Annotated in this window: 20 protein-coding genes and 2 pseudogenes; 9 read left to right on the plus strand and 13 right to left on the minus strand. The window is 72.7% G+C overall.

Translation table 11 applies throughout. From position 1 onward, the window contains the following. The 10 genes and pseudogenes from AACH11_RS08655 to AACH11_RS08700 form a co-directional block, all read right to left on the minus strand. Entirely contained in the window at nucleotides 1-819 is an 819-nt protein-coding gene (locus tag AACH11_RS08655; RefSeq protein ID WP_341373812.1) for an aldolase/citrate lyase family protein, read from the minus strand. After that, nucleotides 819-1,622, minus strand: a complete 804-nt coding sequence (gene hpaH / locus AACH11_RS08660) for a 2-oxo-hept-4-ene-1,7-dioate hydratase (RefSeq protein ID WP_341373813.1) — start codon at nucleotides 1,620-1,622, stop codon at nucleotides 819-821. The genes AACH11_RS08655 and hpaH overlap by 1 nt, the downstream gene beginning before the upstream one ends. 385 nt (nucleotides 1,623-2,007) lie before the next feature. Next, nucleotides 2,008-2,880 (minus strand): annotated as a pseudogene (locus tag AACH11_RS08665) (DUF3387 domain-containing protein); the annotation flags it as partial. A 146-nt stretch (nucleotides 2,881-3,026) separates the two neighbouring features. Further along, nucleotides 3,027-4,223: an NAD(P)/FAD-dependent oxidoreductase gene (locus AACH11_RS08670; protein WP_341373814.1), complete on the minus strand. Its 1,197-nt coding sequence runs from the start codon at nucleotides 4,221-4,223 to the stop codon at nucleotides 3,027-3,029. Then, nucleotides 4,220-5,632, minus strand: a complete 1,413-nt coding sequence (locus tag AACH11_RS08675) for an FAD-dependent oxidoreductase (protein WP_341373815.1) — start codon at nucleotides 5,630-5,632, stop codon at nucleotides 4,220-4,222. Before AACH11_RS08675 ends, AACH11_RS08670 begins: the two co-directional genes overlap by 4 nt. A gap of 107 nt (nucleotides 5,633-5,739) precedes the next feature. After that, nucleotides 5,740-6,102, minus strand: a pseudogene (locus tag AACH11_RS08680) ((2Fe-2S)-binding protein); the annotation flags it as partial. Between the two features lie 30 nt (nucleotides 6,103-6,132). After that, nucleotides 6,133-6,627 carry an Lrp/AsnC family transcriptional regulator gene (locus AACH11_RS08685; RefSeq protein ID WP_341373816.1) on the minus strand — a complete coding sequence of 165 codons (495 nt, stop codon included), beginning with the start codon at nucleotides 6,625-6,627 and terminating at the stop codon, nucleotides 6,133-6,135. Between the two features lie 132 nt (nucleotides 6,628-6,759). Beyond that, on the minus strand, nucleotides 6,760-8,154 hold the full coding sequence (locus AACH11_RS08690; RefSeq protein WP_341373817.1) for an aminotransferase class III-fold pyridoxal phosphate-dependent enzyme: 1,395 nt from the start codon (nucleotides 8,152-8,154) through the stop codon (nucleotides 6,760-6,762). A gap of 166 nt (nucleotides 8,155-8,320) precedes the next feature. Further along, a complete protein-coding gene (locus AACH11_RS08695; protein ID WP_341373818.1) occupies nucleotides 8,321-9,250 on the minus strand; it encodes a 2-hydroxyacid dehydrogenase in 930 nt (309 codons plus the stop codon). Between the two features lie 11 nt (nucleotides 9,251-9,261). Next, the gene (locus tag AACH11_RS08700; protein ID WP_341373850.1) at nucleotides 9,262-10,164 is read right to left on the minus strand and encodes a GNAT family N-acetyltransferase; all 903 of its coding nucleotides are present in this window, start codon (nucleotides 10,162-10,164) and stop codon (nucleotides 9,262-9,264) included. Nucleotides 10,165-10,452: 288 nt separating this feature from the next. Here AACH11_RS08700 and AACH11_RS08705 point away from each other — a divergent pair, with 288 nt between their 5' ends. The 9 genes from AACH11_RS08705 (at nucleotide 10,453) to AACH11_RS08745 (ending at nucleotide 22,424) form a co-directional block, all read left to right on the plus strand. Next, entirely contained in the window at nucleotides 10,453-11,934 is a 1,482-nt protein-coding gene (locus AACH11_RS08705) for an aldehyde dehydrogenase family protein (RefSeq protein ID WP_341373819.1), read from the plus strand. A gap of 209 nt (nucleotides 11,935-12,143) precedes the next feature. Then, complete coding sequence (locus AACH11_RS08710) at nucleotides 12,144-12,809, plus strand: haloacid dehalogenase type II (protein ID WP_341373820.1); 666 nt, start codon at nucleotides 12,144-12,146, stop codon at nucleotides 12,807-12,809. Between the two features lie 58 nt (nucleotides 12,810-12,867). Further along, nucleotides 12,868-14,160, plus strand: a complete 1,293-nt coding sequence (locus AACH11_RS08715; protein WP_341373821.1) for an NAD(P)/FAD-dependent oxidoreductase — start codon at nucleotides 12,868-12,870, stop codon at nucleotides 14,158-14,160. A 94-nt stretch (nucleotides 14,161-14,254) separates the two neighbouring features. Next, nucleotides 14,255-15,871 (plus strand): ABC transporter substrate-binding protein, encoded by a 1,617-nt coding sequence (locus tag AACH11_RS08720; RefSeq protein ID WP_341373822.1) that lies wholly within the window; start codon nucleotides 14,255-14,257, stop codon nucleotides 15,869-15,871. A 63-nt stretch (nucleotides 15,872-15,934) separates the two neighbouring features. Continuing rightward, nucleotides 15,935-16,891 (plus strand): ABC transporter permease, encoded by a 957-nt coding sequence (locus AACH11_RS08725; protein ID WP_341373851.1) that lies wholly within the window; start codon nucleotides 15,935-15,937, stop codon nucleotides 16,889-16,891. A 43-nt stretch (nucleotides 16,892-16,934) separates the two neighbouring features. Continuing rightward, the gene (locus AACH11_RS08730; protein ID WP_341373823.1) at nucleotides 16,935-17,906 is read left to right on the plus strand and encodes an ABC transporter permease; all 972 of its coding nucleotides are present in this window, start codon (nucleotides 16,935-16,937) and stop codon (nucleotides 17,904-17,906) included. A gap of 2 nt (nucleotides 17,907-17,908) precedes the next feature. Continuing rightward, entirely contained in the window at nucleotides 17,909-19,585 is a 1,677-nt protein-coding gene (locus AACH11_RS08735) for an ABC transporter ATP-binding protein (protein ID WP_341373824.1), read from the plus strand. 44 nt (nucleotides 19,586-19,629) lie between these two features. Continuing rightward, a complete protein-coding gene (locus AACH11_RS08740; protein WP_341373825.1) occupies nucleotides 19,630-21,129 on the plus strand; it encodes an NAD-dependent succinate-semialdehyde dehydrogenase in 1,500 nt (499 codons plus the stop codon). Nucleotides 21,130-21,272: 143 nt separating this feature from the next. After that, on the plus strand, nucleotides 21,273-22,424 hold the full coding sequence (locus AACH11_RS08745; RefSeq protein WP_423228711.1) for a M20 aminoacylase family protein: 1,152 nt from the start codon (nucleotides 21,273-21,275) through the stop codon (nucleotides 22,422-22,424). Between the two features lie 10 nt (nucleotides 22,425-22,434). Here AACH11_RS08745 and AACH11_RS08750 read toward each other — a convergent pair whose 3' ends face one another. Genes AACH11_RS08750 through AACH11_RS08760 form a run of 3 tightly spaced genes read right to left on the minus strand, consistent with a single transcriptional unit; the run spans nucleotide 22,435 to nucleotide 24,846 of the window. Continuing rightward, on the minus strand, nucleotides 22,435-22,971 hold the full coding sequence (locus AACH11_RS08750; protein WP_341373826.1) for a plastocyanin/azurin family copper-binding protein: 537 nt from the start codon (nucleotides 22,969-22,971) through the stop codon (nucleotides 22,435-22,437). Between the two features lie 2 nt (nucleotides 22,972-22,973). Beyond that, the gene (locus AACH11_RS08755; RefSeq protein WP_341373827.1) at nucleotides 22,974-23,783 is read right to left on the minus strand and encodes an ABC transporter ATP-binding protein; all 810 of its coding nucleotides are present in this window, start codon (nucleotides 23,781-23,783) and stop codon (nucleotides 22,974-22,976) included. Next, a complete protein-coding gene (locus AACH11_RS08760; protein ID WP_341373828.1) occupies nucleotides 23,770-24,846 on the minus strand; it encodes a FecCD family ABC transporter permease in 1,077 nt (358 codons plus the stop codon). The genes AACH11_RS08755 and AACH11_RS08760 overlap by 14 nt, the downstream gene beginning before the upstream one ends. Nucleotides 24,847-24,872 lie beyond the last annotated feature (26 nt).

A 24,872-nucleotide genomic window follows, 5' to 3' on the forward strand; every position in this document is an offset into this window, starting at 1 on the left:
TCAGTAGGTGGCGGGGCAGGAGGGGGCCGGGGTGGTGGCCCCCGGGGCCGCCGGCGACCGGAAGCGGCCGGCCAGCGCGCGCGTGGCCGCGGCCAGCAGCGTCGCCTCGACGCCCACGGCGACGAAGCGTGCGCCGAGCGCGATGTAGTGCCGCGCCAGCGCCTCGTCCACCGTCAGCACGCCGGGCGCCTTGCCGGCCTGCAGGATGCGGGCGATGGCCCGCTCGACCACGGCGCGCACCTCTGGATGGCCGGGCTGGCCCAGCAGGCCCATCGAGGCCGACAGATCGGCCGGGCCGATGAAGACCCCGTCCACGCCGTCGACCGCGGCGATGGCATCGAGCTCGGCCATCGCGCCCACGGTCTCGACCTGCACCAGCAGGCACACGCGGTCGTCGGACGCCTGAAGATAGTCGGCATGCAGGCTCCAGCGCGACGAGCGGGCCAGCCCGCTGCCGACGCCGCGCAGGCCGGCCGGCGGGTAGCGCACCGCCTCGACCAGGCGGCGCGCCTGTTCCGCGGTCTCGACCATCGGCACCAGCAGCGTGGTGGCGCCGATCTCCAGCACCTGCTTGATCAGCGCCGGATCGCCGTGCGGCAGGCGCACCACCGGCTGCGACGGCCAGGCCGCCACCGCCTGCAGGATGGCCAGCATCGAGCGCAGATCGTTCGGGCCGTGCTCGCCGTCGATCAGCAGCCAGTCGAAGCCGGCGGTGGCGCACAACTCCGCCGTCAAGGGGTCACCCAGCCCCAGCCAGAGGCCGATCTGCGCCACCGGCTCACCCAGCCGGCGCTTGAAGGGGTTGTCCGGCGTGCGCATCAGACGAACCTCACCGAGATCGAGCCCAGGGACCCGTAGTCCGCATGGAAGGTGTCGCCGGCCGCACAGGCCACCGGGCGGGTGAAGGAGCCGCCCAGCACGATCTCGCCGGCCTCCAGCGCCTCGCCATAGGGGGCGATCTTGTTGGCCAGCCAGGCCACGCCGTTGCCGGGATGGTTGAGCACCGCCGCGCCCAGGCCCGATTCCTCGATCACGCCGTTCTTGTAGAGCAGCGCACCGGCCCAGCGCCAGTCCACCGCATCGGGCTTCACCGGCCGGCCGCCCAGCACGATACCGGCATTGGCCGCGTTGTCGGCGATGGTGTCGCGCACGGTGCGCGGCGCGCGCGTCTCGCGGTCGAACTGCTCGATGCGGGCGTCGATCAGCTCCAGCGCCGGCGCCACGAAATCGGTGGCACGCAACACGTCGAACAAGGAGACGTTCGGGCCCTCCAGCCGACGGCCGAGGATGAAGGCGAACTCGACCTCGAAGCGCGGCACCAGGAAGCGCGCGGCCTCCACCTCCGAGCCATCCCGCAGCACCATGCTGTCGAGCAGCACGCCGTGATCGGGCTCGGTGATCTGCGCGGCGATCTGCATGGCCCGGGAAGTGAGGCCGATCTTGCGGCCCACCGGCCGACGGCCGGCCGCGCGCTGCAGCGCGACCCACTCGCGCTGGATCGCGTAGCCGTCATCGATCGTCATCGCCGGATGGCGGAGCGAGAAGTGCCGCACCGGCACGCGCGTCGCCTCGGCGATCTGGAGTTCTTCGGCGAGCTGCCGGTGGGTGGTCGGATCGAGCATCGGTCAACACCTGGCCCGGCTCGGACGACAGGCCGGCTGCGGGAGGTGGCGCAGTGTTGACGCGGTGCGGCCGCCGAACAATCAATCGATCGGGGGCTGTTATCAAGCGGGGGTTGAGAATGCGCGTGTCGTTGGTTCGATGCCGCTCACACCACCCAGAAGTGCTTGGCTCCGCAAGTAACCCGTCACGATGCGCGCTGACGGCCGCGCCGGCTCAAGGCCATCCTGCAGGGTGCCATCCCGATGGCCGTTGATCGCCAGCTAATCCGCGACATATGACGGCTGCTGACGCAGCGGCGGCAGTAGCTTCTGAACTTGGGCGGGCTCTGTGACCAGGCCGGCGACGTCAGCTTGTTCGCCCGCCTTGCCCGACGCCATCACCCGATCACCTGGACCATTGGTCGGAGAGCGTCTCCGACTGCTTCAGCACCAGTTCCACCGCATCCGCCTGTTGGTCCGGAGGGTACTTCCACCGCTGCAGCGTACGCCGCACCAGGATGCGGAGCTTGGCGCGCACGCTGTCGCGCACCTGCCAGTCCACCGTCGTACTGGCCCGCAGCTTCTCGGTGATCTCGACGGCGATCCTTTTCAGCGTTTCATCGCCCAGCTCACGCACCGCGCTCTCGTTGTTGGCCAGCGCGTCGTAGAAGGCGATCTCGTCATGGCCCAGGCCCAGCGCAGCCTCGCGTTCCAGCACGGCCTGGAACTCCTTGGCCATGGCGATCAGCTCCTCGATCACCTGGGCAGTCTCGATCGCGCGGTTGTGATACTGCCGCAAGGTCTCCAGCAGGCGATCGCCGTACTTCTTCTCCTGAACGACGTTGTTGCGGGTCCGGGCTTTGATCTCGTCGCGCAGCAGCTTCTCCAGCAGCTCCACGGCCAGGTTGCGGCTCTTCATCTGCCGCACGTCTTCCAGAAACTCGTCAGACAGCAGCCCGATGTTGGGCTTGTCCAGCCCGGCCAGCGCGAAGATGTCCGACACCCCGTCGGCCACGATGGCGTTGTCCAGGATCTGCTTGAGCGCGCTGTTCTTGTCCTCAGCCGTGCGCTTCTTGTCCACCGTGGTGAACTTGGTGATCGCCGCCTTGACTGCTGCAAAGAACGCGATCTCCTTGCGCAGCGCCACCGCGTCATCCAGCGTGCCGCACAGCGAGAACGCCTTGCTGGCCGCTGTCATCACGTCCAGGAAACGTTTCTTGCCATCCTTCAATCCGAGCAGATGGTTGACCGGGGCCTGGGAGGCGATGCAGGCCCTGGTGGCGCGGATCGAGCCGGCCATCGCGGCGGTGCAGGCGCGTCTGGGCGCCGACTTCCCTCCGCAGACGGCTCAGCCCATCTTCGAGGGCCTGGTGCGGCAGGCCCGGTCCTGGCGGGCGGGGCTGTAGCGCCTGTCTCCTCGGCCGCTCAGCCCGCCGTCGCCCGCCCCGCTGCCGCGAAGCGCCCGATCGAGAAGGCCTCGACCGGCGTCGGGCTGCGCCCGGTGGCGATCAGCTCGGCCATCACCTCGCCCACGCCCGGGCTCAGCGCGAAGCCCTCGCCGTTGAAGCCGAAGGCGTAGTGCAGGCCGCGGTGGCGGGCGCTCGGGCCCATCACCGGCACCGCGTCGGCGGTGTAGCCCTCGATGCCGCTCCAGGTGCGCAGCAGCTGCACGTTGGCGAAGGCGGGCACCCAGCGCCGCAGCTCGCGCAACTGGCGCAGGATGTTGTCGGGGCGGCTGGCGGCGCGCACGGTGGCGGTGTCGGCCGGGCCCTTGAGGCCACCGCCGAAGACGATGTTGCCGCGGCGGATCTGGCGGAAGTACAGGCCCTCTTCCTCTATCGGTGAGGAGACGCCGATCGACGGACCCACCGCCCAGGGCAGGGGCTCGGTGACGCCCATCTGCGGGCCGCGCGGCTCCAGCGGCACCGGCTCGCCGAACTGCGCCGACAGCGTGTGCGACCAGGCGCCGCAGCTGATCAGCAGCTGGTCGGCCTGGAAGCGGCGGCCGTCCGCGGTGTGCACCGCATAGCCGGCGCCGTCCGGGCCGACGGTGGCCACCGTCGCGTGCTCGACGATGTGCGCGCCGGCGCGGGCCGCGGCGCGGGCGAAGGCCGGGCCGGCGATGCGCGGGTTGGCATGGCCGTCGATCGGCGAATACGAGCCCGCCACCACCTCGCCGGTGAACAGGCCCCAGTCGCGTCGCAGCTCGGCTGCGCTCAGGATCCTCAGGTCGAGGCCCAGCGGGCGCACCGCCTCGGCATGCTCGACCAGGCGCTGGGCCTGGGCCTCGGTGTAGCAGACGCGCAGGTGGCCATAAGGGCGGAACTCGACGTCCTCGCCCAACAGTTCGGGCGTGCGGGCCCAGGCCTCGCGGGCGCGGTTGGCCAGCGGGATCTGGGCCAGTGCGCGGCCCTGGCGGCGCACGTTGCCGAAGTTGGTGCCGCTGGCCTGGCGGCCGACGAGTTCGCGCTCCAGCAGCGTGACGGACAGGCCGTGGCGCTGGCGCAGGAAGAAGGCGGTGCAGCAGCCCATCAGGCCGCCGCCCAGGATCAGCACGTCGCTGCGGGCGGGCGCCTGGGGCGCCGAGCGGGCGGCGTGCATCGGCGCACGGGCTATCGTCATGGCGTGGCCTCCGGCGTGTCCATCCGCAGCGGCTTGACCGGCGCCTGGGCGCGCAGGCGGCCCACCGCCTGCAGTGGCAGGCCGGCGCAGGCGGCGACGATCTCGGCGCCGGCCTGGCCGCAGTAGCGGCCCTGGCAGCGGCCCATGCCGACGCGGCAGAAGGCCTTGCTGCGGTTGATCTCCTGGCTGTGCTGCGCGCGCACGGTCTGGCGCAGCTCGCCGGCGGTGACGGCCTCGCAGCGGCAGACGACGGTGTCGTCGGGCAGGCGGGCGGCGGCCTCGTGCGGCCAGGGGAAGGCGCGCGCCAGGCCCTGGCGGAAGCGCTCCATGCGGGCCATGCGGGCGCGCAGCGCCGGGCCCTCGGTGTCGAGCCGGCTGCGGGCGACGGCATGGCCCTGGTCGGCCAGCAGGGCCAGCGCCGCCAGGCGGCCGCCGGTCTCGGCCGCGTCGGCGCCCTGCAGGCGTGCGCCGTCACCGGCCAGGTAGACGCCGGGCACGCTGCTGCGGCCGTCGGCGTCGAGGGCGGGCAGCCACTGGCGGCTGTGCGCATCGAGCACGCTGCGGCAGCCGGCCAGGTCGGCCAGCTGCGTTTCGGGCCGCAGATGCCAGCCGAGCGCGCAGGCATCGGCCTCGAAGCGGCGTTCGCGGCCGCGCGCGTCGTGCACGACGACGGCCTGCACGCCGGCCGTGGCATCGCCCTCGATGCGCAGCGGGCTGACGCCCTGCATCAGCGGCACGCCGGCGCGTCGCAGCTGCGCCTGCAGGCCCAGGCCGCGCCACAGCAGGCCGGGGCGGGCCAGCAGGCCGGGCAGGGCGTCCCAGGCATCGGCGGCCTGCAGCGGTGGGGCGGTGTCCAGCACGGCGGCCACGCGCACGCCGGCGGCCGCGCCGGCCTGCAGGTACTGGCTGGCCACCAGATACAGCAGCGGCCCGCTGCCCATGAACACCACCTGGCGGCCGACCGCGCAGGCCTGGGCCTTCAGCGCGATCTGGGCGGCGCCCAGCGTGTAACAGCCAGCCTGCTGCCACCCGGGCACCGGCATCAGGCGGTCGGTGGCGCCGGTGGCCAGCAGCAGCGCGTCGAGGGCCAGCGTCTCGGCGCGGCCCTCGTGCACCAGGTGCAGCGCGCCCGGCGTCAGGTTCCAGACCAGGGCGCCGGCGCGGTGGTCGATGTGGGGCCTGAGGGCGTCGAAGCGCTGGTGCAGCGCGACGGCCTTGGGCGCCTCGGGGCCGTAGAGCTTGACCGCCGGGCGGCGGAAGCCCTCGGGCTGGCGGCGGTAGATCTGGCCGCCGTCGCGCGGTGATTCGTCGACCACCACCGGGCGCAGGCCGGCTTCCACCACGGCCTCGGCGGCGCGCACGCCGGCCGGACCGGTGCCGACGATGACGATGCGGGGCGCCGGGCTCATGCCGGGTCTCCGGTGGCCGGGCGTGACGTGTCGGTGGGTGCGTCCGCACCGGGCGTCGCACACGAATCCGCGCCCGCCTGCGCCCGCCGCGGCAGCGCCTCCCCCACGCGGGCCGCGCTGGCGGCCAGATCGGGCGTCACCGGCCAGTGGTGGGCCGGCGGGGCGGTCAGCACCTGCAGGCCGGCGCTCACCGGCGTGCTGCAGGCGCGCAGGCGCCCGCCCTGCGGCGTCCACACCCAGCAGTCCTGGCAGGCGCCCATCAGGCAGAAGCCGGCGCGCGGGCCGCAGCCGAACTCGCTGTCGCGCACGCGCCGGCCGTGCTGCAGCAGCGCGGTCAGCAGCGTGTCGCCGGCCAGGGCCTGGGCGGGCCTGCCGTCGATCATCAGGGCCACGGGCGGACGGTCGGTCTCGTCCAGCCGCACGAAGCGGGCGCTCGGCGGCGGGCGGTCGTCGGGTGCAGGGTGGGACATCTTCGCTCAGGCCGGCGCCCGGTGCGGGCGTCAGCGGTGTTCGGGGAACAGCCGCTCGATCGGACAGTGCGTCTTGACGAACGGCGACTTGATCACGATGTAGCTGAAGTACTTCTCGATGCCGATGTTGCGTTCGAGCAGGCCTTCGACGATCTGCTGGTAGTGGTTGACGCCGCGGGTGACGAAGCGCAGCAGGTAGTCGTAGCCGCCGCTGACGAGGTGGCATTCCATGATCTCGTCGACCTCGCGGATGGCCGACTCGAAGCGGATGAAGTCCTCGCGGTGGTGGTCGGCCAGCGTCACCTCGGTGAACACCGTCAGCGTGTCGCCCAGCTTCTCCAGCCGCACATGGGCGCCGTAGCCGCTGATGTAGCCGGCCTGCTCCAGCCGCTTGACGCGGATCAGGCAGGGGCTGGGCGACAGGCCCACGGCGTCGGCCAGGTCGACGTTGGTCATCCGGCCGTTCTTCTGCAGCTGGGCCAGGATGCGCAGGTCCAGGCGGTCGATCTTCAGGGCTTCGGGCATGTCACGGAGTGTTGCGGGGACGACGGGAAGCTAACGGTGCAGCTCAGGGCAAGCAGAATGCCACCGCCGCGGTGCAAGGTCCATGCCGGCAAGCCCTGTGCCGTGCATCCCTGCCGTCGGCCGCGGCGTGGATCAGCCCATCGCCGTGCGCACCTCGGGCAGCGTCAGCACGTCGTCGAGCACGCGCCGCACGCGGGCGAACAGCTCGTCGATCTCGGCCTCGGTGATGGTCAGCGCCGGGGCGAAGCCCAGGATGTGGTCATTGAAGCTGCGGAAGATGACGCCATGGCGCAGCGCGATGCCGAAGATGCGCTCGCCCAGGCCGAGGGCCGGATCGAAGGCGCGGCGCGTGGCCTTGTCGGCCACCAGTTCCAGCGCGCCGAGCAGGCCGCGCTGGCGCGCGTCGCCGACCAGCGGATGGGCCGTCAGCGCCTGCATCGCGGCCGCGAAGCGCGGTGCCACCGCCTGGGCATGGGCCAGGATGCCGCCGTCCTCGTACAGGCGCAGCACCTCCAGCGCCACGGCCGCGCCCACCGGGTGGGCCGAGTAGGTCGCCCCGTGGCCGATGGCCATGCCCTGCGGCGCGGCATCGGCGATGGCCGCGTAGACCGCCTCGGACATCAGCGTGGCGCCCATCGGCACATAGCCCGAGGTCAGGCCCTTGGCCACCGTCATCAGGTCGGGCTCCACGCCTTCGGCCTGGCAGGCGAACATCGGCCCGGTGCGGCCGAAGCCGGTGATCACCTCGTCGACGACGAACAGGATGCCGAGCTCGCGCGCGGTGTCGGCCATCGCCTTGAGCCAGCCGGCCGGCGGCACGATGACGCCGCCCGAGCCCTGGATCGGCTCGCAGAAGAAGGCGGCCACGTTCTGCGGCCCCAGCTCGGCCACCTTGGCCCGCAGCTGCGCGACCGAGTCGGCGATCACCGCCGCGTCGTCGCCTCCTGAGGGGTGACGGTAGGGATAGGGCGAGGGGATGTGGTGCTGGTTGGGCAGCGGCAGGTCGAAACCGCGGTGGAAGACGGGCAGCGCCGTCAGCCCCGCGCCGGTCGACGAGGAGCCGTGGTAGCCGCGCTGCAGCGCGATGAACTGCTTGCGCTGCGGTTGGCCGACGCTGTTCCAGTACAGGGTGATGAAGCGCACCGCGGCGTCCACCGCCTCGGAGCCGCCCAGCGTCAGATAGACGCGGCTGAGCGAGGCGGGGCTGATGTCCACCAGTTTCGCCGCCAAGCGGATCGCGCTCTCGCTGGCGAAGTGGAAGTAGCCGGTGGCGTAGGGCAGGCGGCGCAGTTGCTCGGTGGCGGCCTGCACCACGCTCTCCTGGCCGTAGCCGACGTTGACGCACCACAGGCCGGCGAAGCCGTCGAGCAGTTCGCGGCCCTGGTCGTCCTGCAGCCACACGCCCTGGCCGCTGGCCAGGATGGAGGGGCCGCAGGCCTCGTGGCCGCGCCAGTGGGCCACAGGGTGGACGAGGTGGCGGCGGTCCAGGTCGGTCAGGACGTCGTGGGGCGAGGCGGACGTGAGCATGGCGGTCGGATGGCTGGGGGAACGGATCCGGTGGGCGGTGCGGCCAGTGTGCGGGTGGGCCGCTGGAGATGGATGCCGGATTGAGGGGCCCGTGCAGCGCAGGATGCGCGTTGCGTCCGGGCCTGGCGGCAGATCCTGCGGAGGTGCAGCCCGGCCCTGGGGGCGCTCAGTAGCCGCGGCCGCGGTCGACCAGGCCCAGCGGGGGCTGGCCGTCGGCCAGGCGCTGCAGGTTGTCGAGCACGGCGTGGGCGGCCGTCTCCGGCCGCGTCATGCTGGCGATGTGCGGCGTGATGCGCACCCGCGGATGGGCCCACAGCGGGTGGCCGGCGGGCAGCGGCTCGGGGTCACAGACGTCCAGCACGGCCTCGGCCAGGTGGCCGGCGTCCAGCGCGCGGCGCAGCGCATCGGCATCGAGCTGCGGGCCGCGGCCGACGTGGATCAGGCTCGCGCCCGCGGGCAGCCGGGCCAGCAGCCGGGCATCGAGCAGGCCGCGCGTTTCGGCCGTCAGCGGCAGCAGGCAGACCAGGATGTCGCTGCGCGCCAGCAGCGCGTCCAGCCCGTCCGGGCCGTGGTGGCAGACGATGCCCGGCACGGTGTGCGCGCTGCGGCTCCAGCCGGCCACGTCGAAGCCGAACAGCGCCAGCCGCTGCAGCACCGCGCGGCCCAGCTCACCCAGGCCCAGCACGCCGATGCGCCGCTTGGCGGCCGGGCGCACCGGCAGCGGCTGCCACTGCTGCAGCGCCTGCTGGCGGCGGTAGGCCGGCATGTCGCGGTGCAGATCGAGCGCGGCATGGCAGACGTACTCGACCATGCCCTCTGTGATGCCGGGCTCGATCATGCGGATCAGCGGCAGCTCCGGCGGCAGCAGGCGGTGGTCGAACTGGTCGACTCCGGCGCCGGTGGAAAACAGCGCGCGCAAGGCCGGAAAGCGCGTGGCCAGATCGGCCGGCGGCTCCCAGGCGGCCAGCCAGTGCACGTCGGCCGCCTCGCCGATGTCGGGCCAGATGCGGAAGTCGATCTGCGGCGCGCGCTGCGCGAAGACGCGGGCCCAGCCCTGGCCGCGCAGCGCATCGGACTTGTAGACGAAGGTGGCCATCGTGGGGCGCCTCAGGCCAGCGCCTGGCTGACCAGGGCCCAGGTGCGCGGGCGGCTGCCGGCGGGCGCCGACGCCATCGAGGGCCGCGATGGCGCGCCGTCGCGCGGCGCACGCACCATCGTCACCGGCGCATCGACGCGCAGCAGGCCGAGTCCCTCCAGCCACTCGGCCAGACCGCTGTCGAAGTCGATGTCGATGCGGGTGAAGTGGCCGGCGTTCTGGCCGGCCAGGTGGGCGATCAGCGCCTGGGCGCCGTCGACGTCGGGCGCGACCACCGGCCCGATCACCTGGCCACGGCCGAAGCGGCGCAGCATCGCGAAGCCGCAGGCCTGCTCGCCGTCGCTCAGCACGACGCAGGCCACGGCCTGGGCCGCCAGCTCGCGGATCAGCGCCTCGCGCGGCATGCCGCGCGCGGCATGGTCGAGCGCGATCAGCGTGTCCAGGTCGCGCTGGCCGGCCGGGCGCAGGCGGCGGCCGGGGGCCAGCGCCACCAGCGGTGCGGGCAGCGCGGTGCCCTGGTGCTGGCGCACCTCGCCCGTGCGCACGAAGCCCAGGCGCTCGTAGAGGCCGCGGCCCTGCGGCGTGGCGTGCAGCAGCACGGTGTGCGCGTCCAGGCCGTCGAGCAGCGCCAGCATCAGCCGCAGGCCGATGCGCCGGCCCTGGCAGGCCGGCGCCACGATGACGAGGCCGATCACCGCATGCCGCGACCCGTAGCACAGGCGCAGGCCGGTGCCCACCACCTGGCCGTCGCGCTCGGCCACGCGGCCCTCGGCATGGGCGAACGCGTCCTGCCAGTCGCTGAGGCGGTGCGGCCAGCGCAGCTGGTCGGTCAGCGCCTGGGCGGCGGGCAGGTCGTCGGCGGTCATCGGGCGCAGCGTGACGCCGTCGTCGATGCCGGGCGGCAGGGCCGCCATCACATCGCTGTCGGCGGGCGGCGGGTTCGGGGGGGCAGGTGGCAGGGCCATCGCGCGCAGGCTCCACGGGCTGAGTTGGCGCCATGTTGCGGCCAGCGTGGGGGCTTGACCAGCCGTCGCACGGTCCAGCCGCGCAATTCAGCAGCTTCGTGTGCGGCGCCGGGCCGCCACAGCACAGGCTGCTGTGGCGTGCGCCGTTCATGCACACACCTGTGGCACGCCCTTGCCTAGCATCGACGCACCGGGTGCGCTGCGCCGCAGCCCCTCATGTCCGAAGGAATGCCTCCCATGACCGATCCCGACCGGATCCGCCCGCCGCAAGGCCATTTCATCGCCGGCCGCCTGCAGCCGGATGCCGCGGCCCTGGCCGTGCTGCGACCGTCCGACGGCCGGCCCTGGGCCGAGCTGCCGGTGGCCGATGCCGCCACCGTCGACCAGGCGGTGCAGGGCGCCCACACCGCCTTCGAGCGCAGCGACTGGGCCCGCGGCGCGCCGCGGGACCGCGCCCGCGTGCTGCGCCGCTGGGCCGATCTGCTGGAGGCCGATGCGCCCGCCCTCGCCGCCCTCGAAGGCGTGGGCTCGACCCGCCCGCTGCGCGACGCCGCCGCCTGGGACGTGCCCTTCACCGCCGAGGGCATCCGCTACTTCGCCGAATGGGCGGACAAGCTCGGCGGCGACGTGGCCGCCACGCGCCAGGACCATCTGGGTCTGGTCATCAGCGAGCCCTACGGCGTGGTGGGCGCGATCACGCCCTGGAACTTCCCGCTGGTGATGGCCTCGTGGAAGGTCGGTGCGGCGCTGGCCGCCGGCAACGCGGTGGTGCTCAAGCCCTCGGAGCTGACGCCGTTCTCGGCCATCCGCATGGCCGAGCTGGCGGTCGAGGCGGGCCTGCCGCCCGGCCTGTTCAACGTCGTGCAGGGCGATGGCCGCGCCACGGGCGAGGCGCTGTGCCGCCATCCGCTGGTCGGCAAGATGACCTTCACCGGCTCGACGCGCACCGGCGCGGCCATCATGGCCGCCTGCGCCCAGCACGGCCCCAAGCCGGTGACGCTGGAGCTCGGCGGCAAGAGCCCGCAACTGGTGTTCGATGACGTGCCGGACCTGGACACCCTGGCCGGCCTGATCGTGGGTGCGATCACCGGCAACGCGGGCCAGGTCTGCGTGGCCGGCTCGCGCCTGATCGTGCAGCGCGGCGTGGCCCCGGCCCTGGTCGAGCGGGTGGTGCGGCGCATGCGCGCCTTCCGCCCCGGCGCCACCTGGGATGCGGCGGCCTGGGCCGGCCCGGCGCCGCTGGCGCCCATCATTTCGGCCGTTCAGGCCGCGCGCATCGGGGCCATCGTGCAGGCCGCGCGTGACGCCGGTGCCGAGCTGCTGTGCGGCGGCGCCCGCTTCGATGACGGGCCGGGCGGCGCCTACTGGCAGCCCACGGTGCTGCACAGCGTCGACGCGTCCAACCCGGCGGTGCGCGAGGAGATCTTCGGCCCGGTGCTGACGGTGCAGACCTTCGACACCGAGGAGGAGGCGCTGGCGCTGGCCGCGCATCCCGACTACGGCCTGGCCGCCGGCGTGCACACCGCCGATCTGGCGCGGGCGATGCGGCTGATGCGCGCACTCAAGGCCGGCACCGTCTGGGTCAACCGCTATGGCCGCAGCCACGACTTCGCGCTGCCCACCGGCGGCTGGCAGCGCTCGGGCATCGGCAAGGACCTGGGCCGCCAGGCGCTGGAGGCCAACCTGCGCCTCAAGACGGTGCTTTTCGGGTTTTCCTGATTGCACGGCGGTGCGCGCCGCACGCCATTCGTGCGCGCCGCACGCGATGCCGCGCCGGCCGCCCCAAACGACAGTTTCCGCGTCGCGCTGCCACGATGACGACACAACCGTTCAGCCCGGCCATGCTGGAATGACTCCACCCCGCCGGTACCGAACGCCTCTTCCGCACCCCTTTCCGCCACCCCCTCCGAGCCGAGAGACCGACCACCATGGCCTTCCGTCCCAAGTACATCACCTTCGACTGCTACGGCACGCTGACGCGCTTCCGCATGGGCGACATGGCGCGCGAGATGTACGCCGACCGCATCCCGGCCGAACACATGGCGCAGTTCATCGCCGACTTCTCCGCTTACCGTCTGGATGAGGTGCTGGGCGACTGGAAGCCCTACGAGACGGTGCTGAAGAACGCGGTGCGCCGCCTGTGCCGCAAGTGGAAGCTGCAGTACCTCGACGCCGAGGCCCGGCAGTACTACGACGCCGTGCCCAGCTGGGGCCCGCATGCCGACGTGCCGGCCGGTCTGGCCAAGATCGCCCGCGAGATCCCGCTGGTGATCCTGTCGAACGCCTCCGACGACCAGATCCAGAAGAACGTGGCCCAGCTGGGCGCGCCCTTCCACCGCGTCTACACCGCGCAGATGGCCCAGGCCTACAAGCCGCGCCTGCAGGCCTTCGAATACATGCTGGACTCGCTGGGCTGCAACCCGGAGGACGTGCTGCACGTCTCCTCCAGCCTGCGCTATGACCTGATGTCGGCCAACGACATCGGCATCAAGAACAAGGTCTTCGTCAACCGTGGCCATGGCCCGGGCTGCGCCGACTACGGCTACACCGAGATCGCCGACATCGGCGGCCTGCCGGGCGTGGTCGGCCTCTGAGGCCCTGACCGCCTCGCCATCCGTCGTACATCCCGACCGCCGCCTGACCGCCGACCTCATGCGCAACGACAGCTTCTGGACCGCGGACGCGCCGCCCTACGCCCCGCCGCAGCGCCCGCTGCCGGCCGCGGTGGACGTGGCGGTGGTGGGGGCGGGCTTCACCGGCCTGTCGGCCGCCCTTGCGCTGGCCCGGCGCGGCGCCCGCGTGCTGCTGCTGGAGCAGGGCCCGCAGGCCGGCGCCGAGGCCTCCACCCGCAACGGCGGCCACGTCAACAGCGGCCTGGCCGTCGACTATGCCGAGACGGCCGCGGCCTACGGCCCGGCCCTGGCCGCCGCCTGGTACCGCGCCTACGACGACGCCGTCGACACCGTGCAGCAGCTGGTGCACGACGAGGGCATCGCCTGCGACTTCATCCGCACCGGCAAGCTCAAGCTGGCCGCGCGTGAGGCCGGTCTGGACGGGCTGCGCCGCACCGTCGAGCGGCTGCATGCCGACGGCGTCGACACCGACACCGAGATCCTGGAGCGCGACGCCGTGCGCGCCGAGGTGGCCAGCGAGCAGTTCGTCGGCGGCATGCTCTACCGCCGCAGCGGCCAGATGCACATGGGCCGCTTCGCCCACGGCCTGGCCGCGGCCGTCGAGCGCGCCGGCGCGCAGATCGAGGTCGGCACCCCGGTGCAGCGCCTGGAGCGCCTGGGCGCCACGCACCGCCACCGCGTGCACACGCCGCGCGGCGTGGTGCAGGCCGATCAGGTGCTGCTGGCCACCGGGGCCACGCGCCATGGCGGTTATGGCAGCTTCGGCTGGATCCGCCGCCGCATCGTGCCGGTGGGCAGCTTCCTGATCGCCACCGAGCCGCTGGGCGAGGCGCGCGCCCATGCGCTGCTGGCCGGACGCCGTACCTACGTGACGGTGGCCCACATCCACCACTACTTCCGCCTGAGCCCGGACCACCGCCTGCTGTTCGGCGGCCGAGCCCGCTTCGCCGTCTCCAACCCGACGCAGGACCGCAGCAGCGGCGAGATCCTGCGCCAGGGCATGGAGGCGATGTTCCCCTCGCTGCGCGGCGTGCGCATCGACCATTGCTGGGGCGGTCTGGTCGACATGACGCGCGACCGCCTGCCGCGCGCCGGCGAGCGTGACGGCCTGTACTACGCCACCGGCCTGTCCGGCCACGGCACGCAGATGAGCGTGCACCTGGGCCGCGCGATGGCCCGCGTGATGGCCGGCGAGGCCGCCGCCAACCCCTTCGCCGGCCGGCCCTGGCCGGCGATCCCCGGCCATCTCGGCCCGCCCTGGTTCCTGCCGCTGGTCGGCCTGTACTACCAGCTCAAGGACAAGCTGGCCTGAGACGGCCGGTGTCGTCCCCTGTTCGTCCGCTCCTGCTTCCGCCCGTCCTGATCCTCCGCTTCGTCCCCTACACCTCATTTCCGGAGTACGCCCCATGCGCGATCGCCAGCCGCTCGATTCCCTCGTCGGATCCGAAGACAGCCAGCGCCTGATGCAGGCCCTGCAGCGCGGGGCCTCGCGCCGCGACATCCTGCGCCTGCTGACGGCCGGCGGCATGCAGGCCGGCCTGGCCGGCGGGGTGGCCACGCTGGCGCTCGACGCCCATGCGCAGGTGCCGAAGAAGGGCGGCCGGCTGCGGGTGGCCGCGGCCACGGCGGCGGCCACCGACACGCTCGACCCGGCCAAGCAGAGCAACCAGACCGACTACTGCCGCGGCAACATGCTCTACAACGGCCTGGCCGCGCTGGACGGCAGCCTGACGCCACAGCCGGCGCTGGCCGAGAGCTGGGCCACCAAGGACGCGAAGAGCTGGGTCTTCAAGCTGCGCAAGGGCGTGAACTTCCACGACGGCAAGCCGCTGGCGGCCGAGGACGTGGTGTTCTCGCTGATGCGCCACAAGGACCCGGCCACCGCCTCCAAGGCCAAGGCGCTGGCCGACCAGATCGACAGCGTCAAGGCCAGCGCGCCGGGCGAAGTGACGATCGAGTTGAGTGCCCCGAACGCCGACCTGCCCGTCATCCTCGGCACCTACCACTTCCACATCGTCAAGGCCGGCACCACCGACTTCAGCACCGGCATCGGCACCGGTGCCTTCAAGTTGAAGGAGTTCAAGCCCGGCGTGCGCTCGCTGGTGGTGCGCAACGAGGCCTACTGGAAGCCGGGCAAGGGCCACCTCGACGAGATCGAGTTCATCGGCATCGGCGACGAGAGCGCCCGCGTCAACGCCCTGCTGTCGGGCGGCATGGATCTGGTGGCCTCGGTCAACCCGCGCTCGGTGGCCCGCATCCGCGGCACGCCCGGCTATGCGGTCTTCGAGACCCAGGCCGGCCAGTACTCCGATCTGGTCATGCGCAAGGACATGGGCCCGGGCGCCAACCCCGACTTCATCCTCGGCATGAAGCACCTGTTCAACCGCGAGGAGTTGCGCAAGACGGTGGCCCTCGGCCACGCCGTGCTGGCCAACGACCAGCCGATCGATCCGACCAACCGCTTCCACTTCGCCGGCCTGCCGCAGCGGCCCTTCGACCCGGAGAAGGCGAAGTTCCACCTGCAGAAGGCCGGCATCAGCGGCAAGATCCCGGTCGTGGCCTCGCCGGCCGCGCTGTACTCGGTCGAGATCGCGCTGATGCTGCAGCAGACGGCCGCGCAGATCGGCGTCGAGCTGGAGGTCAAGCGCATGCCGGCCGAGGGCTACTGGTCCAACCACTGGCTCAACAGCGCGGTGGGCTTCGGCAACGTCAACCCGCGGCCCAGCGCCGACACCATCCTGACCCAGTTCTTCAAGTCGGACGCGGCCTGGAACGAGAGCCGCTGGAAGAACCCCAAGTTCGACCAGCTGCTGGTGGCCGCCCGCGCCGAGACCGATCTGGCCAAACGCAAGCAGATGTACGCCGACATGCAGGTGCTGATCCACCAGGAGGCCGGCATCGGCATCCCGATGTACCTGGCCAGCATCGACGGCCACAGCAGCAAGGTCAAGGGCCTGTCGCCGATCCCGCTGGGCGGCCTGATGGGCTACAACTTCGCCGAGCACGTCTGGCTCGAAGGCTGAGGGGCATCGGCCGGCCCGCCCTCCGTCCGCCCTGGCACGACCTTCGCAAGCCCGACGCCCATGATCAACACCCTCATCCTGAAGCTGCTGGCCCAGCGCCTGGGGCTGGCCCTGCTGTCGCTGCTGGCGGTCTCGGCCATCGTCTTCGCCATCACCGCCATCCTGCCCGGTGATGCCGCGCAGGAGCAGCTGGGCCAGGACGCCACGCCCGAGGCGCTGGCCGCCCTGCGCACCCAGATGGGGCTGGACGTGCCCGCGCCCACCCGCTACGTGCGCTGGCTGGGCGGGATGCTGCGGGGCGATCTCGGCACCTCGGCCACCACCCAGATGCCTGTGGCCGAGCTGCTGGCCAGCCGGCTGCCCAACTCGCTGCTGCTGGCGGCGCTGACGGCGCTGTTCTCGGTGCCGGTGGCGCTGACGGCCGGCATCTGCGCGGCCGTCTGGCGCGGCTCCTGGTTCGACCGGGCGGCCTCGGGGCTGGCGGTGGCGGTGGTCTCGGTGCCCGAGTTCCTGGTCGCCACGCTGGCGGTGCTGATCTTCGCCGTCGAGCTCAAATGGCTGCCGGCGCTGTCCTATGCCAGCGACATCGAGTCTGTCGGCCAGCTGCTCAAGGCCTTCGCCATGCCGGTGCTCACGCTGTGCTGCGTGATCGTCGCCCAGATGATGCGCATGACGCGTGCGGCCGTCACCGACCAGCTGGAGGCGCCTTACATCGAGATGGTGCGGCTCAAGGGTGCGTCGCCGGCACGCGTGGTGCTGGCCCATGCGCTGCCCAACGCGATCGGCCCGATCGCCAACGCGGTGGCGCTCAGCCTGTCCTATCTGCTGGGCGGCGTGATCATCGTCGAGACCATCTTCAACTACCCCGGCATCGCCAAGCTGATGGTCGATGGCGTGTCCCAGCGCGACATGCCGCTGGTGCAGGCCTGCGCGATGCTGTTCTGCGCCGGCTACCTGCTGCTGGTGACGCTGGCCGATGTCTGCGGCATCGTCGCCAACCCGCGGCTGCGCCAGGCCTGAGGCCCGGGAGATTCTTGCCATGCCCTCCGTCCTGCAGTCCGCCATGAACCTGCCCGTTCCCCTGCCCCTGCCCCTGGAGCCGGAGGCCCCACCCGGCGCCGGTGCGACCGATGCGTGCGGCGGCCCGGCCGCGCAGGCCGCCCGCGCCGCGGCCGAGGCGGCCTGCGCCCGCCAGGGCCTGCTGGCGCGCTGGCGCTGCACGCTGGCGGCGATGGGACCGTCCGGCCTGCTCGGCCTGGGCGTGGTCGCGGCCTGGGCGCTGGCGGCCATCGCCGGGCCCTGGGTGCTGTCGCGCACCGGGGCCCAGGGCGGGGCCGAGGTCTTCGCCGGCGTCAGCGCCGCCCACTGGCTGGGCACCGACTATCTCGGCCGCGACATGCTGGCCCGCGTCATCGAGGGCGCTCGCTACACGGTGGGCGTGGCGCTCGGCGCCACGCTGCTGGCCAGCGGCGGTGGCACCGTGCTGGCGCTGCTGGCCGTCTCCAGCAACCGCTGGATCGATGGTGCGCTCAGCCGTCTGCTGGACACGCTGACCGCCATACCCAGCAAGATGCTGGCCCTGTTGATGGTGGCCGGCTTCGGCGCGTCGATGCCGCTGCTGATCGCCACCGCGGCCGTCATCTACACGCCGGGCGCCTTCCGCATGGCGCGCTCGATGGCGGTCAACATCGCCGCGATGGACTACGTGACCGTGGCCCGCAGCCGCGGCGAGGGCCGCTGGTACGTGATGCGGCGCGAGATCCTGCCCAACATCGCCGGCCCGATGCTGGCCGACCTCGGCCTGCGCTTCGTCTATGTGGTGCTGCTGCTGGCCAGCCTGAGCTTTCTCGGCCTGGGCATCCAGCCGCCGGCGGCCGACTGGGGCTCGCTGGTACGCGAGAACATCGGTGCGCTGGCCCAGGGCGGCCCGGCGGTGATCGCCCCGGCGGCGGCCATCGCCAGCCTGACCATCGGCATGAACCTGTTCATCGACAACCTGCCCGGCCGCCGGGCACGTGAACGCGGAGGACGTTGACCATGGGTGCAGTCGTCACGGTCGAGGGCCTGCGCGTGAGCGCCGGTGACACGGTGCTGGTGCAGGACCTGAGCTTTCACATCCGTCCGGGTGAGGTGCTGGCGCTGATCGGCGAATCGGGCTCCGGCAAGACCACCACCGCGCTGGCGCTGATGGGCCATGCGCGCCACGGCTGCGCGATCAGCGGCGGGCGCGTGCGCATCGGCGACGACGAGGTGCTGGCCATGTCGGCACGCCAGCTGCGTGCGCTGCGCGGGGCCCGCGTGGCCTATGTCGCACAGAGCGCGGCCGCCTCCTTCAACCCCTCGCGCCGCCTGCTCGACCAGGTGGTGGAGCCGGCGCTGCTGCACGGCCGGCTCACGCGGGCCGAGGCCGAGCGCAAGGCCGTCGCGCTGTTCAGCGAGCTGGCGCTGCCCGAGCCGCTGACCATCGGCCAGCGCTACCCGCACCAGGTCTCCGGCGGCCAGCTGCAGCGGCTGATGGCCGCGATGGCGCTGATCACCGACCCCGAGCTGCTGATCTTCGACGAGCCCACCACCGCGCTCGATGTCACCACGCAGATCGAGGTGCTGCGCGCCTTCCGCCGCGTGGTGCGCGAGCGCCAGGTCACCGCCGTCTACGTCAGCCACGATCTGGCCGTGGTGGCCCAGATGGCCGACCACATCCTGGTGCTGCGCCACGGCCGCGCGCAGGAGCTGGCGCCCACCGGCCAGCTGCTGGCGCAGCCCGCCCATCCCTACAGCCGCGCGCTGCTGGAAGCCGCACGTCCGGCCGAGCGCCCGGCCCCGCCGCGCTCGGCCGACGACGACGCGCGGCCGCTGCTGGACGTGCGCGGCCTGGCCGTCGGCTACGGCCCGCGCGATGGTGCCGGCCGGCCGGCCCACACCATCCTGGAGGGGATCGATCTGCAGCTGCACCGCGGCCAGGCCATCGGCGTGATCGGCGAATCGGGTTCGGGCAAGACCACGCTGGCGCGTGCCATCGCCGGCCTGCAGCCGCCGCATGCCGGCACGGTGCTGTTCAACGGCCGCGAGCTGCGGCCCGAGCTGGCCCGGCGCAGCCGCGACGAGCTGCGCCGCATGCAGATCGTGTTCCAGATGGCCGACACGGCGCTGAACCCATCGCACACCGTGCGCGACATCCTGGAGCGGCCGCTGCGCCTGTTCCACGACCTGAGGGGCCCGGCGCTGGCCCAGCGCCTGCGCCGCCTGCTGGACCTGGTGCAGCTGCCCGCCGCCACGGCCGAGCGTCTGCCCGGCGGCCTGTCCGGCGGCCAGAAGCAGCGGGTGAACCTGGCCCGCGCGCTGGCGGCCGAGCCCGACCTGATCCTGTGCGACGAGGTGACCTCGGCCCTCGACACCGTGGTGGCCGCCGCCGTGCTGGACCTGATCGCCCAGCTGCGCCGCGAGCTGGGCGTGGCCGTGCTCTTCATCACCCACGACCTGCACACGGTGCGCGCGCTGTGCGACGAGATCGTCGTCATGCAGCACGGCCGCAATCTGGCGCAGATCCCGCGGGCCGACTACGAGCGCCGGCCGGCCCATCCCTACTACGAACGCCTGGCCCGTTCGGTGCCCGAGCTGCGCCAGGGCTGGCTCGACGGCCTGGCGCCCGAGCCGGCGCTGCCGCCGGCCGCGTCCCCGCTGCCGCGTCCGCCCCATCCGGCCCTCGCGGCCTGATCACCCTGACCGCCTTCCTGAGGCGCCTGGATCGCCCGCACTCCATGTCCACTGACACCCCCGCCGATGCCCTGATCGACCTGCGCCCGCGGCGCGATGACCTGCTGCCCGGCCGCAACTTCATCGGCCACTGGTGCGAGGCCCGCGACGGCCGCCGCTTCGACGTGCACGACCCGGCCACCGGCGCCGTCTTCGCCAGCGTGCCCGACAGCGGCGCGGCCGATGCCCGTGCGGCGGCCGATGCCGCCCATGCGGCCTTCGCCGCCTGGCGCCAGGTGCCGGCCCGCCAGCGCGCGGCGCTGGTGCGGCGCTGGCACGACCTGATGATGGCCCACCAGGACGATCTGGCCCGCCTGATCAGCCGCGAACAGGGCAAGCCCTACGCCGAGGCGCGCGGCGAGGTCGTCTATGCCGCCAGTTATGTGCAGTGGTTCGCCGAGGAGGCGGTGCGCGCCAACGGCGACGTGATCCCGGCGCCGGTCAGTGGCCGGCGCATGCTGGCGCTGAAGGAGCCGGTGGGCGTGGTGGCCGCCATCACGCCGTGGAACTTCCCCGCCGCGATGATCGCGCGCAAGATCGCCCCGGCGCTGGCCGCCGGCTGCACCGTGGTGTGCAAGCCGGCCGAGGACACGCCACTGACCTCGCTGGCCCTGGTGCGCCTGGCCGAGGAGGCCGGCCTGCCGGCCGGCGTGCTCCACATCGTCACCGCCTCGCGCGAGCGCACGCCCGAGGTGGTCGACGTGTGGCTGGACGACCCACGGGTGCGCAAGATCAGCTTCACCGGCTCGACGCCGGTGGGTCGGCATCTGGCGCGGCGCTCGGCCGACACGCTGAAGAAGCTCAGCCTGGAGCTGGGCGGCAACGCGCCCTTCATCGTCTTCGCCGATGCGGACCTGGATGCCGCGGTCGAGGGCCTGATGGCGGCCAAGTTCCGCAACGGCGGCCAGACCTGCGTCTGCCCGAACCGCATCTACGTGCAGCGCGCCGTGCACGACGCCTTCGTCGAGCGCCTGGCCGCCCGCGTGCAGGCGCTGGTGGTGGCGCCGGCCACCGACGCGCGCGCGCAGATCGGCCCGATGATCAACGCGCGGGCCGTCGACAAGATCGACCGCCATGTGCGCCAGGCCGTGGCCGCCGGCGCGCGTGTCGTCGTCGGCGGTGAGCGGCTGGCCGCGCTCGGTGCGAACTACTACGCGCCCACCGTGCTGACCGGCGTCACGCACGACATGGACTGCGCCTGCGAGGAGACCTTCGGCCCGGTGGCCCCGGTCAGCGCCTTCGACGACGAGGCCGAGGTGGTGGCCGCGGCCAACGCCACGCCCTACGGCCTGGCCGCCTACTTCTACAGTCAGGACGTGCGGCGCATCGCCCGCGTGACCGACGCGCTGGAGGCCGGCATCATCGGCGTCAACGAGGGCGCGACCGCCGCCGAGGCCGCGCCCTTCGGCGGCGTCAAGGCCTCGGGCTACGGCCGCGAGGGCTCGGTCCATGGCCTCGACGAGTACCTGCACCTGAAGTACGTCTGCCAGGGGCAGCTGGGATGAGCCCCGTCGACACGGACGGCACCGATCTGGCCCGCGCGCTGCGTGCCACGGCGGGGCAGGCCATCGGAGGAGATCCCATCGAGCGTCTGGCCCCGCGGCTGGCGCAGGCGGTGTTGCCCGCCGTGCGCGCGCTGACGCCCGAAATGGTGGCCCTGCGCCAGCGCCTGCATGCGCACCCCGAGCTGGCCTACGAGGAGTTCGCCACCAGCGACCAGGTGGCCGCCTGCCTGCAGGACTGGGGATACGAGGTGCACCGCGGCCTGGCCGGCACCGGCGTGGTCGGCCTGCTGCGCCGGGGCGATGGCCCGCGCCGCATCGCGCTGCGTGCGGACATGGACGCGTTGCCGATCCAGGAGGCCACCGGCCTGCCCTATGCCAGCCGCATCCCCGGCCGCATGCATGCCTGCGGCCACGACGGCCACACCGCCGCGCTGCTGACGGCCGCCCGTGTGCTGGCCGACGAGGGCGGCTTCGACGGCACGCTGCAGCTGATCTTCCAGCCGGCCGAGGAGAGCCTGGGCGGCGCGCGCCGGATGGTCGAGGAGGGGCTGTTCGAGCGCTTCCCCTGTGATGCGGTGTTCGGCCTGCACAACATGCCGGGCTTTCCGGTCGGCCACATCGGCCTGCGCGCGGGCGCCTTCATGCCCTCGTCCGACACCGTGCACATCATCGTGCACGGCCGCGGCGGCCATGGCGCCGCACCGCACGACAGCGCCGATCCGGTGGTGGCCGCGGCCCACATCGTGCTGGCGCTGCAGACCGTGGTCAGCCGCAACACCGATCCGCGTGACATGGCGGTGGTCAGCATCGGCGCCATCCACGGCGGCGACGCGCCCAACGTCATCCCCGACCGTGTCGAGCTCAAGGCCACCGTGCGCGCGCTGCGCCCCGAGGTGCGCCAGCGCCTGCGCGAGCGCATCACCGAGCTGGCCGAGGCCCAGGCCCGCACGCTGGGCGTGCGCGCCGAGGTCATCTACCACTGGCGTTATCCGGTGCTGGTCAACGATGCGCACTGGACCGGCGAGGTCCGCCGCATCGCCACCGGCTGGCTGGGCGCGGACCACGTGATGCCCGACATGGCCCCGCTGACCGGCAGCGAGGACTTCGCCTTCCTGCTGGAGCAGCGCCCCGGCTGCTACTTCATCGTCGGCAACGGCCTGATCGGTGCCTACAGCCAGGGCGGCTGCATGATCCACAACCCCGGCTACGACTTCAACGACGCGGTGCTGCCGGTGGCGGCGAGCTTCTGGGTGCGGCTGGTGCGCGAGGTGATGGGCGGGCCGGCGCGGCCCTGAGCCGCCGCGCCTACTTCAGTGCCTGCAGCAGCGCGTCGATGCGCTCGCCGTGGGTGTAGATGCGGCCTTTCGTCGCCTTCAGGGTGGCGATCGCGCGTTCGCGGTTCGGCGCCGCCGCGCCCGGGCCGACCTGCACCAGGCCCACCATGCCCATCATCAGGTGCGGCGGGCAGTTGTAGACATAGAGGCCCGGGCGCTCCAGCCGCACCTCGAAGGGCTGGTCCAGCGGGCTCAGCCAGGGGCTGGCGCCCTCGGGCACCGCCAGGCTGCGCACATGGTGGCCGCTGCTGGTCGGCACGAAGCGCAGGGTGTCGCCGACCTCGGCCTGCACCCAGGCCGGCTCGAACACCATCGGTCCGTCGGTGCCAACGTCCAGCATGCGGATCACGTGCTCGGCGCTCCAGGCCGCAGGGCTGAACAGCGTGAGCAGCCCGGCGGCCAGGGCGGCGGCCTGGGTGGTCCATCGGGGGCGGCGGCGGCCGGTGGCCGGACGGCCGTGGCGAGGGTGGGCGGACGGAGCGGGCGAAGGCGAAGGTGCAGGAGTCATGGTCAGGTTCGGACGTCGGCGGGGCCGGGGCGCGCGGCGCGGGGTGCGCGCAGGGTTCTCAGATGGGGCAGGCCGTCGGCGTCCAGGCGCACGTCGACGCGCACGTGGTACAGGTGTTCCACCCGTTCGGCCGTCAGCACCTCGGCCGGCGGGCCTGCGGCCTGCAGCCGGCCCTCGCCCAGCACGATCAGCTCGTCGGCGAACTGTGCGGCCAGGTTCAGGTCGTGCAGCACGGCCACGCTGATCCAGTCCTGGCGCACCGTGCGCTCGCTCAGGTGCTCCATCAGCTGCATCTGGTGCTTGAGGTCGAGGGCGCTGACCGGCTCGTCGAGCAGCAGCAGCCGTGGCTGGCGCAGCAGCACCTGCCCGAACAGCACCATCTGGCGCTGCCCGCCGCTGAGTGCATGCACGGGCCGGTCCGCCAGATGGGCGATGCCCAGATCGTGCAGCACGGCGTACGCGGCCTGCAGGTCCTCGTCGCTCAGGCGCATCGACAGCCGCTGCAGCCGGCCCAGCACCACCACCTCCAGCGCGGTGAGGTCGAGGTCGAGCTGCGTGTCCTGCGGCATGTAGCCGATGTCGGCGCGCCAGGCGGCGAGGCTGCGCGGCGAGCAGCTGCGGCCGTGCAGGCGCAACTCGCCCGTCCGTGGCCGCAGTTCGCCGAACAGGGCCCGCAGCAGGCTGGTCTTGCCGGTGCCGTTGGGGCCGATGATGGCGTGCAGCCGCCCGGGGCGCAGCTGCAGGTTCAGGCCACGCACCAGATCCTGGTCGCCCAGGCGCAGGTGCAGGTCATGGATCTCAAGCACGGCCACGCCCCCGCCGGCTCAGCACCAGCCAGATGAAGAAGGGCACGCCGATCAGCGCGGTGACGATGCCGATCGGAAACAGCGCGCCCGGCACGATCGACTTCGACAGCACCGAGGCGGTCGACAGCAGCAGCGCACCACACAGCGCCGACAGCGGCATCAGGTAGCGCTGGTCCTCGCCGACCAGCATGCGTGCGATGTGCGGCGCCACCAGGCCGATGAAGCCGATGATGCCGACGAAGCTGATCGCCGTGGCCGTCATCAACGCCACCAGCACCAGCGTCTTCAGGCGCAGCCGCGTGACGTTCACGCCCAGGCTGCGGGCGCGCGCCTCGCCCAGGCGCAGGCAGGTCAGGGCCCAGGCGTCGCGCTGCAGCAGCATGGCGCAGACCACGGTGATGCCGGTGGTGATGGCCAGCATCGGCCAGGTGGTGCGCATCAGGCTGCCGAACAGCCAGAAGATGATCTGCTGGTTCAGCTCGGGCGAAGCCATGAACTGCACCAGCGACAGCAGCGACTGGAACAGGAACAGCAGCGCGATGCCTGCCAGGATGAGGGTCTGGCTGCTGACGTTGCGCAGCATGGCCAGGCCGAACAACAGGCTGGCCGCCAGCATGCAGAAGATGAAGGCGCCCAGCGGGATGGCCAGCAGCTGGGGCAGGCCCAGACCATCCGTCACCAGGGCCAGCGCGGCGCCGAAGCCCGCGGCCGCGGCCAGACCCAGCGTGAAGGGGCTGGCCAGCGGGTTGTCCAGCAGGGTCTGCATCTGCACCCCGCCCAGACCGAGTGCGGCCCCCACCACCAGTGCCATCAACGCGATCGGCAGGCGCATGTCCATCACGATGGCGCGCGTCATCGCATCGGCCTGCTGCGGGTGCAGCAGGGTGCTCACGACGTCGCGCAACGCCAGCAGCGACGGGCCGGTGGCCACGTCCAGCAGCAGCGTGCCGGTCAGCAGCGCGGCGAACAGCAGCAGCATGCGGGCGCGGCGCGATTCGCGGGCGCGCTGGCGCTGCACGGCCGCGCCGGGCGGCACGGCGGCGATGGGGGATGTCGTCGTCGGGGTCATCGTGGCGTGTGGGCTGCGATCGGACG

The sequence above is a fragment of the Pseudaquabacterium rugosum genome, assembly GCF_038066575.1.
Lineage (GTDB): Bacteria > Pseudomonadota > Gammaproteobacteria > Burkholderiales > Burkholderiaceae_C > Pseudaquabacterium > Pseudaquabacterium rugosum.

Excerpts from the sequence above, each read along its gene's own strand:
- AACH11_RS08720 (WP_341373822.1), top strand. The coding sequence starts at position 14,255 with ATGCGCGATCGCCAGCCGCTCGATTCCCTCGTCGGATCCGAAGACAGC.
- AACH11_RS08670 (WP_341373814.1), bottom strand. The coding sequence starts at position 4,223 with ATGACGATAGCCCGTGCGCCGATGCACGCCGCCCGCTCGGCGCCCCAG.
- AACH11_RS08695 (WP_341373818.1), bottom strand. The coding sequence starts at position 9,250 with ATGGCCACCTTCGTCTACAAGTCCGATGCGCTGCGCGGCCAGGGCTGG.
- AACH11_RS08655 (WP_341373812.1), bottom strand. The coding sequence starts at position 819 with ATGCGCACGCCGGACAACCCCTTCAAGCGCCGGCTGGGTGAGCCGGTG.
- AACH11_RS08745 (WP_423228711.1), top strand. The coding sequence starts at position 21,273 with ATGGTGGCCCTGCGCCAGCGCCTGCATGCGCACCCCGAGCTGGCCTAC.
- AACH11_RS08750 (WP_341373826.1), bottom strand. The coding sequence starts at position 22,971 with ATGACTCCTGCACCTTCGCCTTCGCCCGCTCCGTCCGCCCACCCTCGC.
- AACH11_RS08715 (WP_341373821.1), top strand. The coding sequence starts at position 12,868 with ATGCGCAACGACAGCTTCTGGACCGCGGACGCGCCGCCCTACGCCCCG.
- hpaH (WP_341373813.1), bottom strand. The coding sequence starts at position 1,622 with ATGCTCGATCCGACCACCCACCGGCAGCTCGCCGAAGAACTCCAGATC.
- AACH11_RS08700 (WP_341373850.1), bottom strand. The coding sequence starts at position 10,164 with ATGGCGGCCCTGCCGCCCGGCATCGACGACGGCGTCACGCTGCGCCCG.
- AACH11_RS08710 (WP_341373820.1), top strand. The coding sequence starts at position 12,144 with ATGGCCTTCCGTCCCAAGTACATCACCTTCGACTGCTACGGCACGCTG.
- AACH11_RS08735 (WP_341373824.1), top strand. The coding sequence starts at position 17,909 with ATGGGTGCAGTCGTCACGGTCGAGGGCCTGCGCGTGAGCGCCGGTGAC.
- AACH11_RS08675 (WP_341373815.1), bottom strand. The coding sequence starts at position 5,632 with ATGAGCCCGGCGCCCCGCATCGTCATCGTCGGCACCGGTCCGGCCGGC.
- AACH11_RS08685 (WP_341373816.1), bottom strand. The coding sequence starts at position 6,627 with ATGCCCGAAGCCCTGAAGATCGACCGCCTGGACCTGCGCATCCTGGCC.
- AACH11_RS08760 (WP_341373828.1), bottom strand. The coding sequence starts at position 24,846 with ATGACCCCGACGACGACATCCCCCATCGCCGCCGTGCCGCCCGGCGCG.
- AACH11_RS08690 (WP_341373817.1), bottom strand. The coding sequence starts at position 8,154 with ATGCTCACGTCCGCCTCGCCCCACGACGTCCTGACCGACCTGGACCGC.
- AACH11_RS08705 (WP_341373819.1), top strand. The coding sequence starts at position 10,453 with ATGACCGATCCCGACCGGATCCGCCCGCCGCAAGGCCATTTCATCGCC.
- AACH11_RS08740 (WP_341373825.1), top strand. The coding sequence starts at position 19,630 with ATGTCCACTGACACCCCCGCCGATGCCCTGATCGACCTGCGCCCGCGG.
- AACH11_RS08730 (WP_341373823.1), top strand. The coding sequence starts at position 16,935 with ATGAACCTGCCCGTTCCCCTGCCCCTGCCCCTGGAGCCGGAGGCCCCA.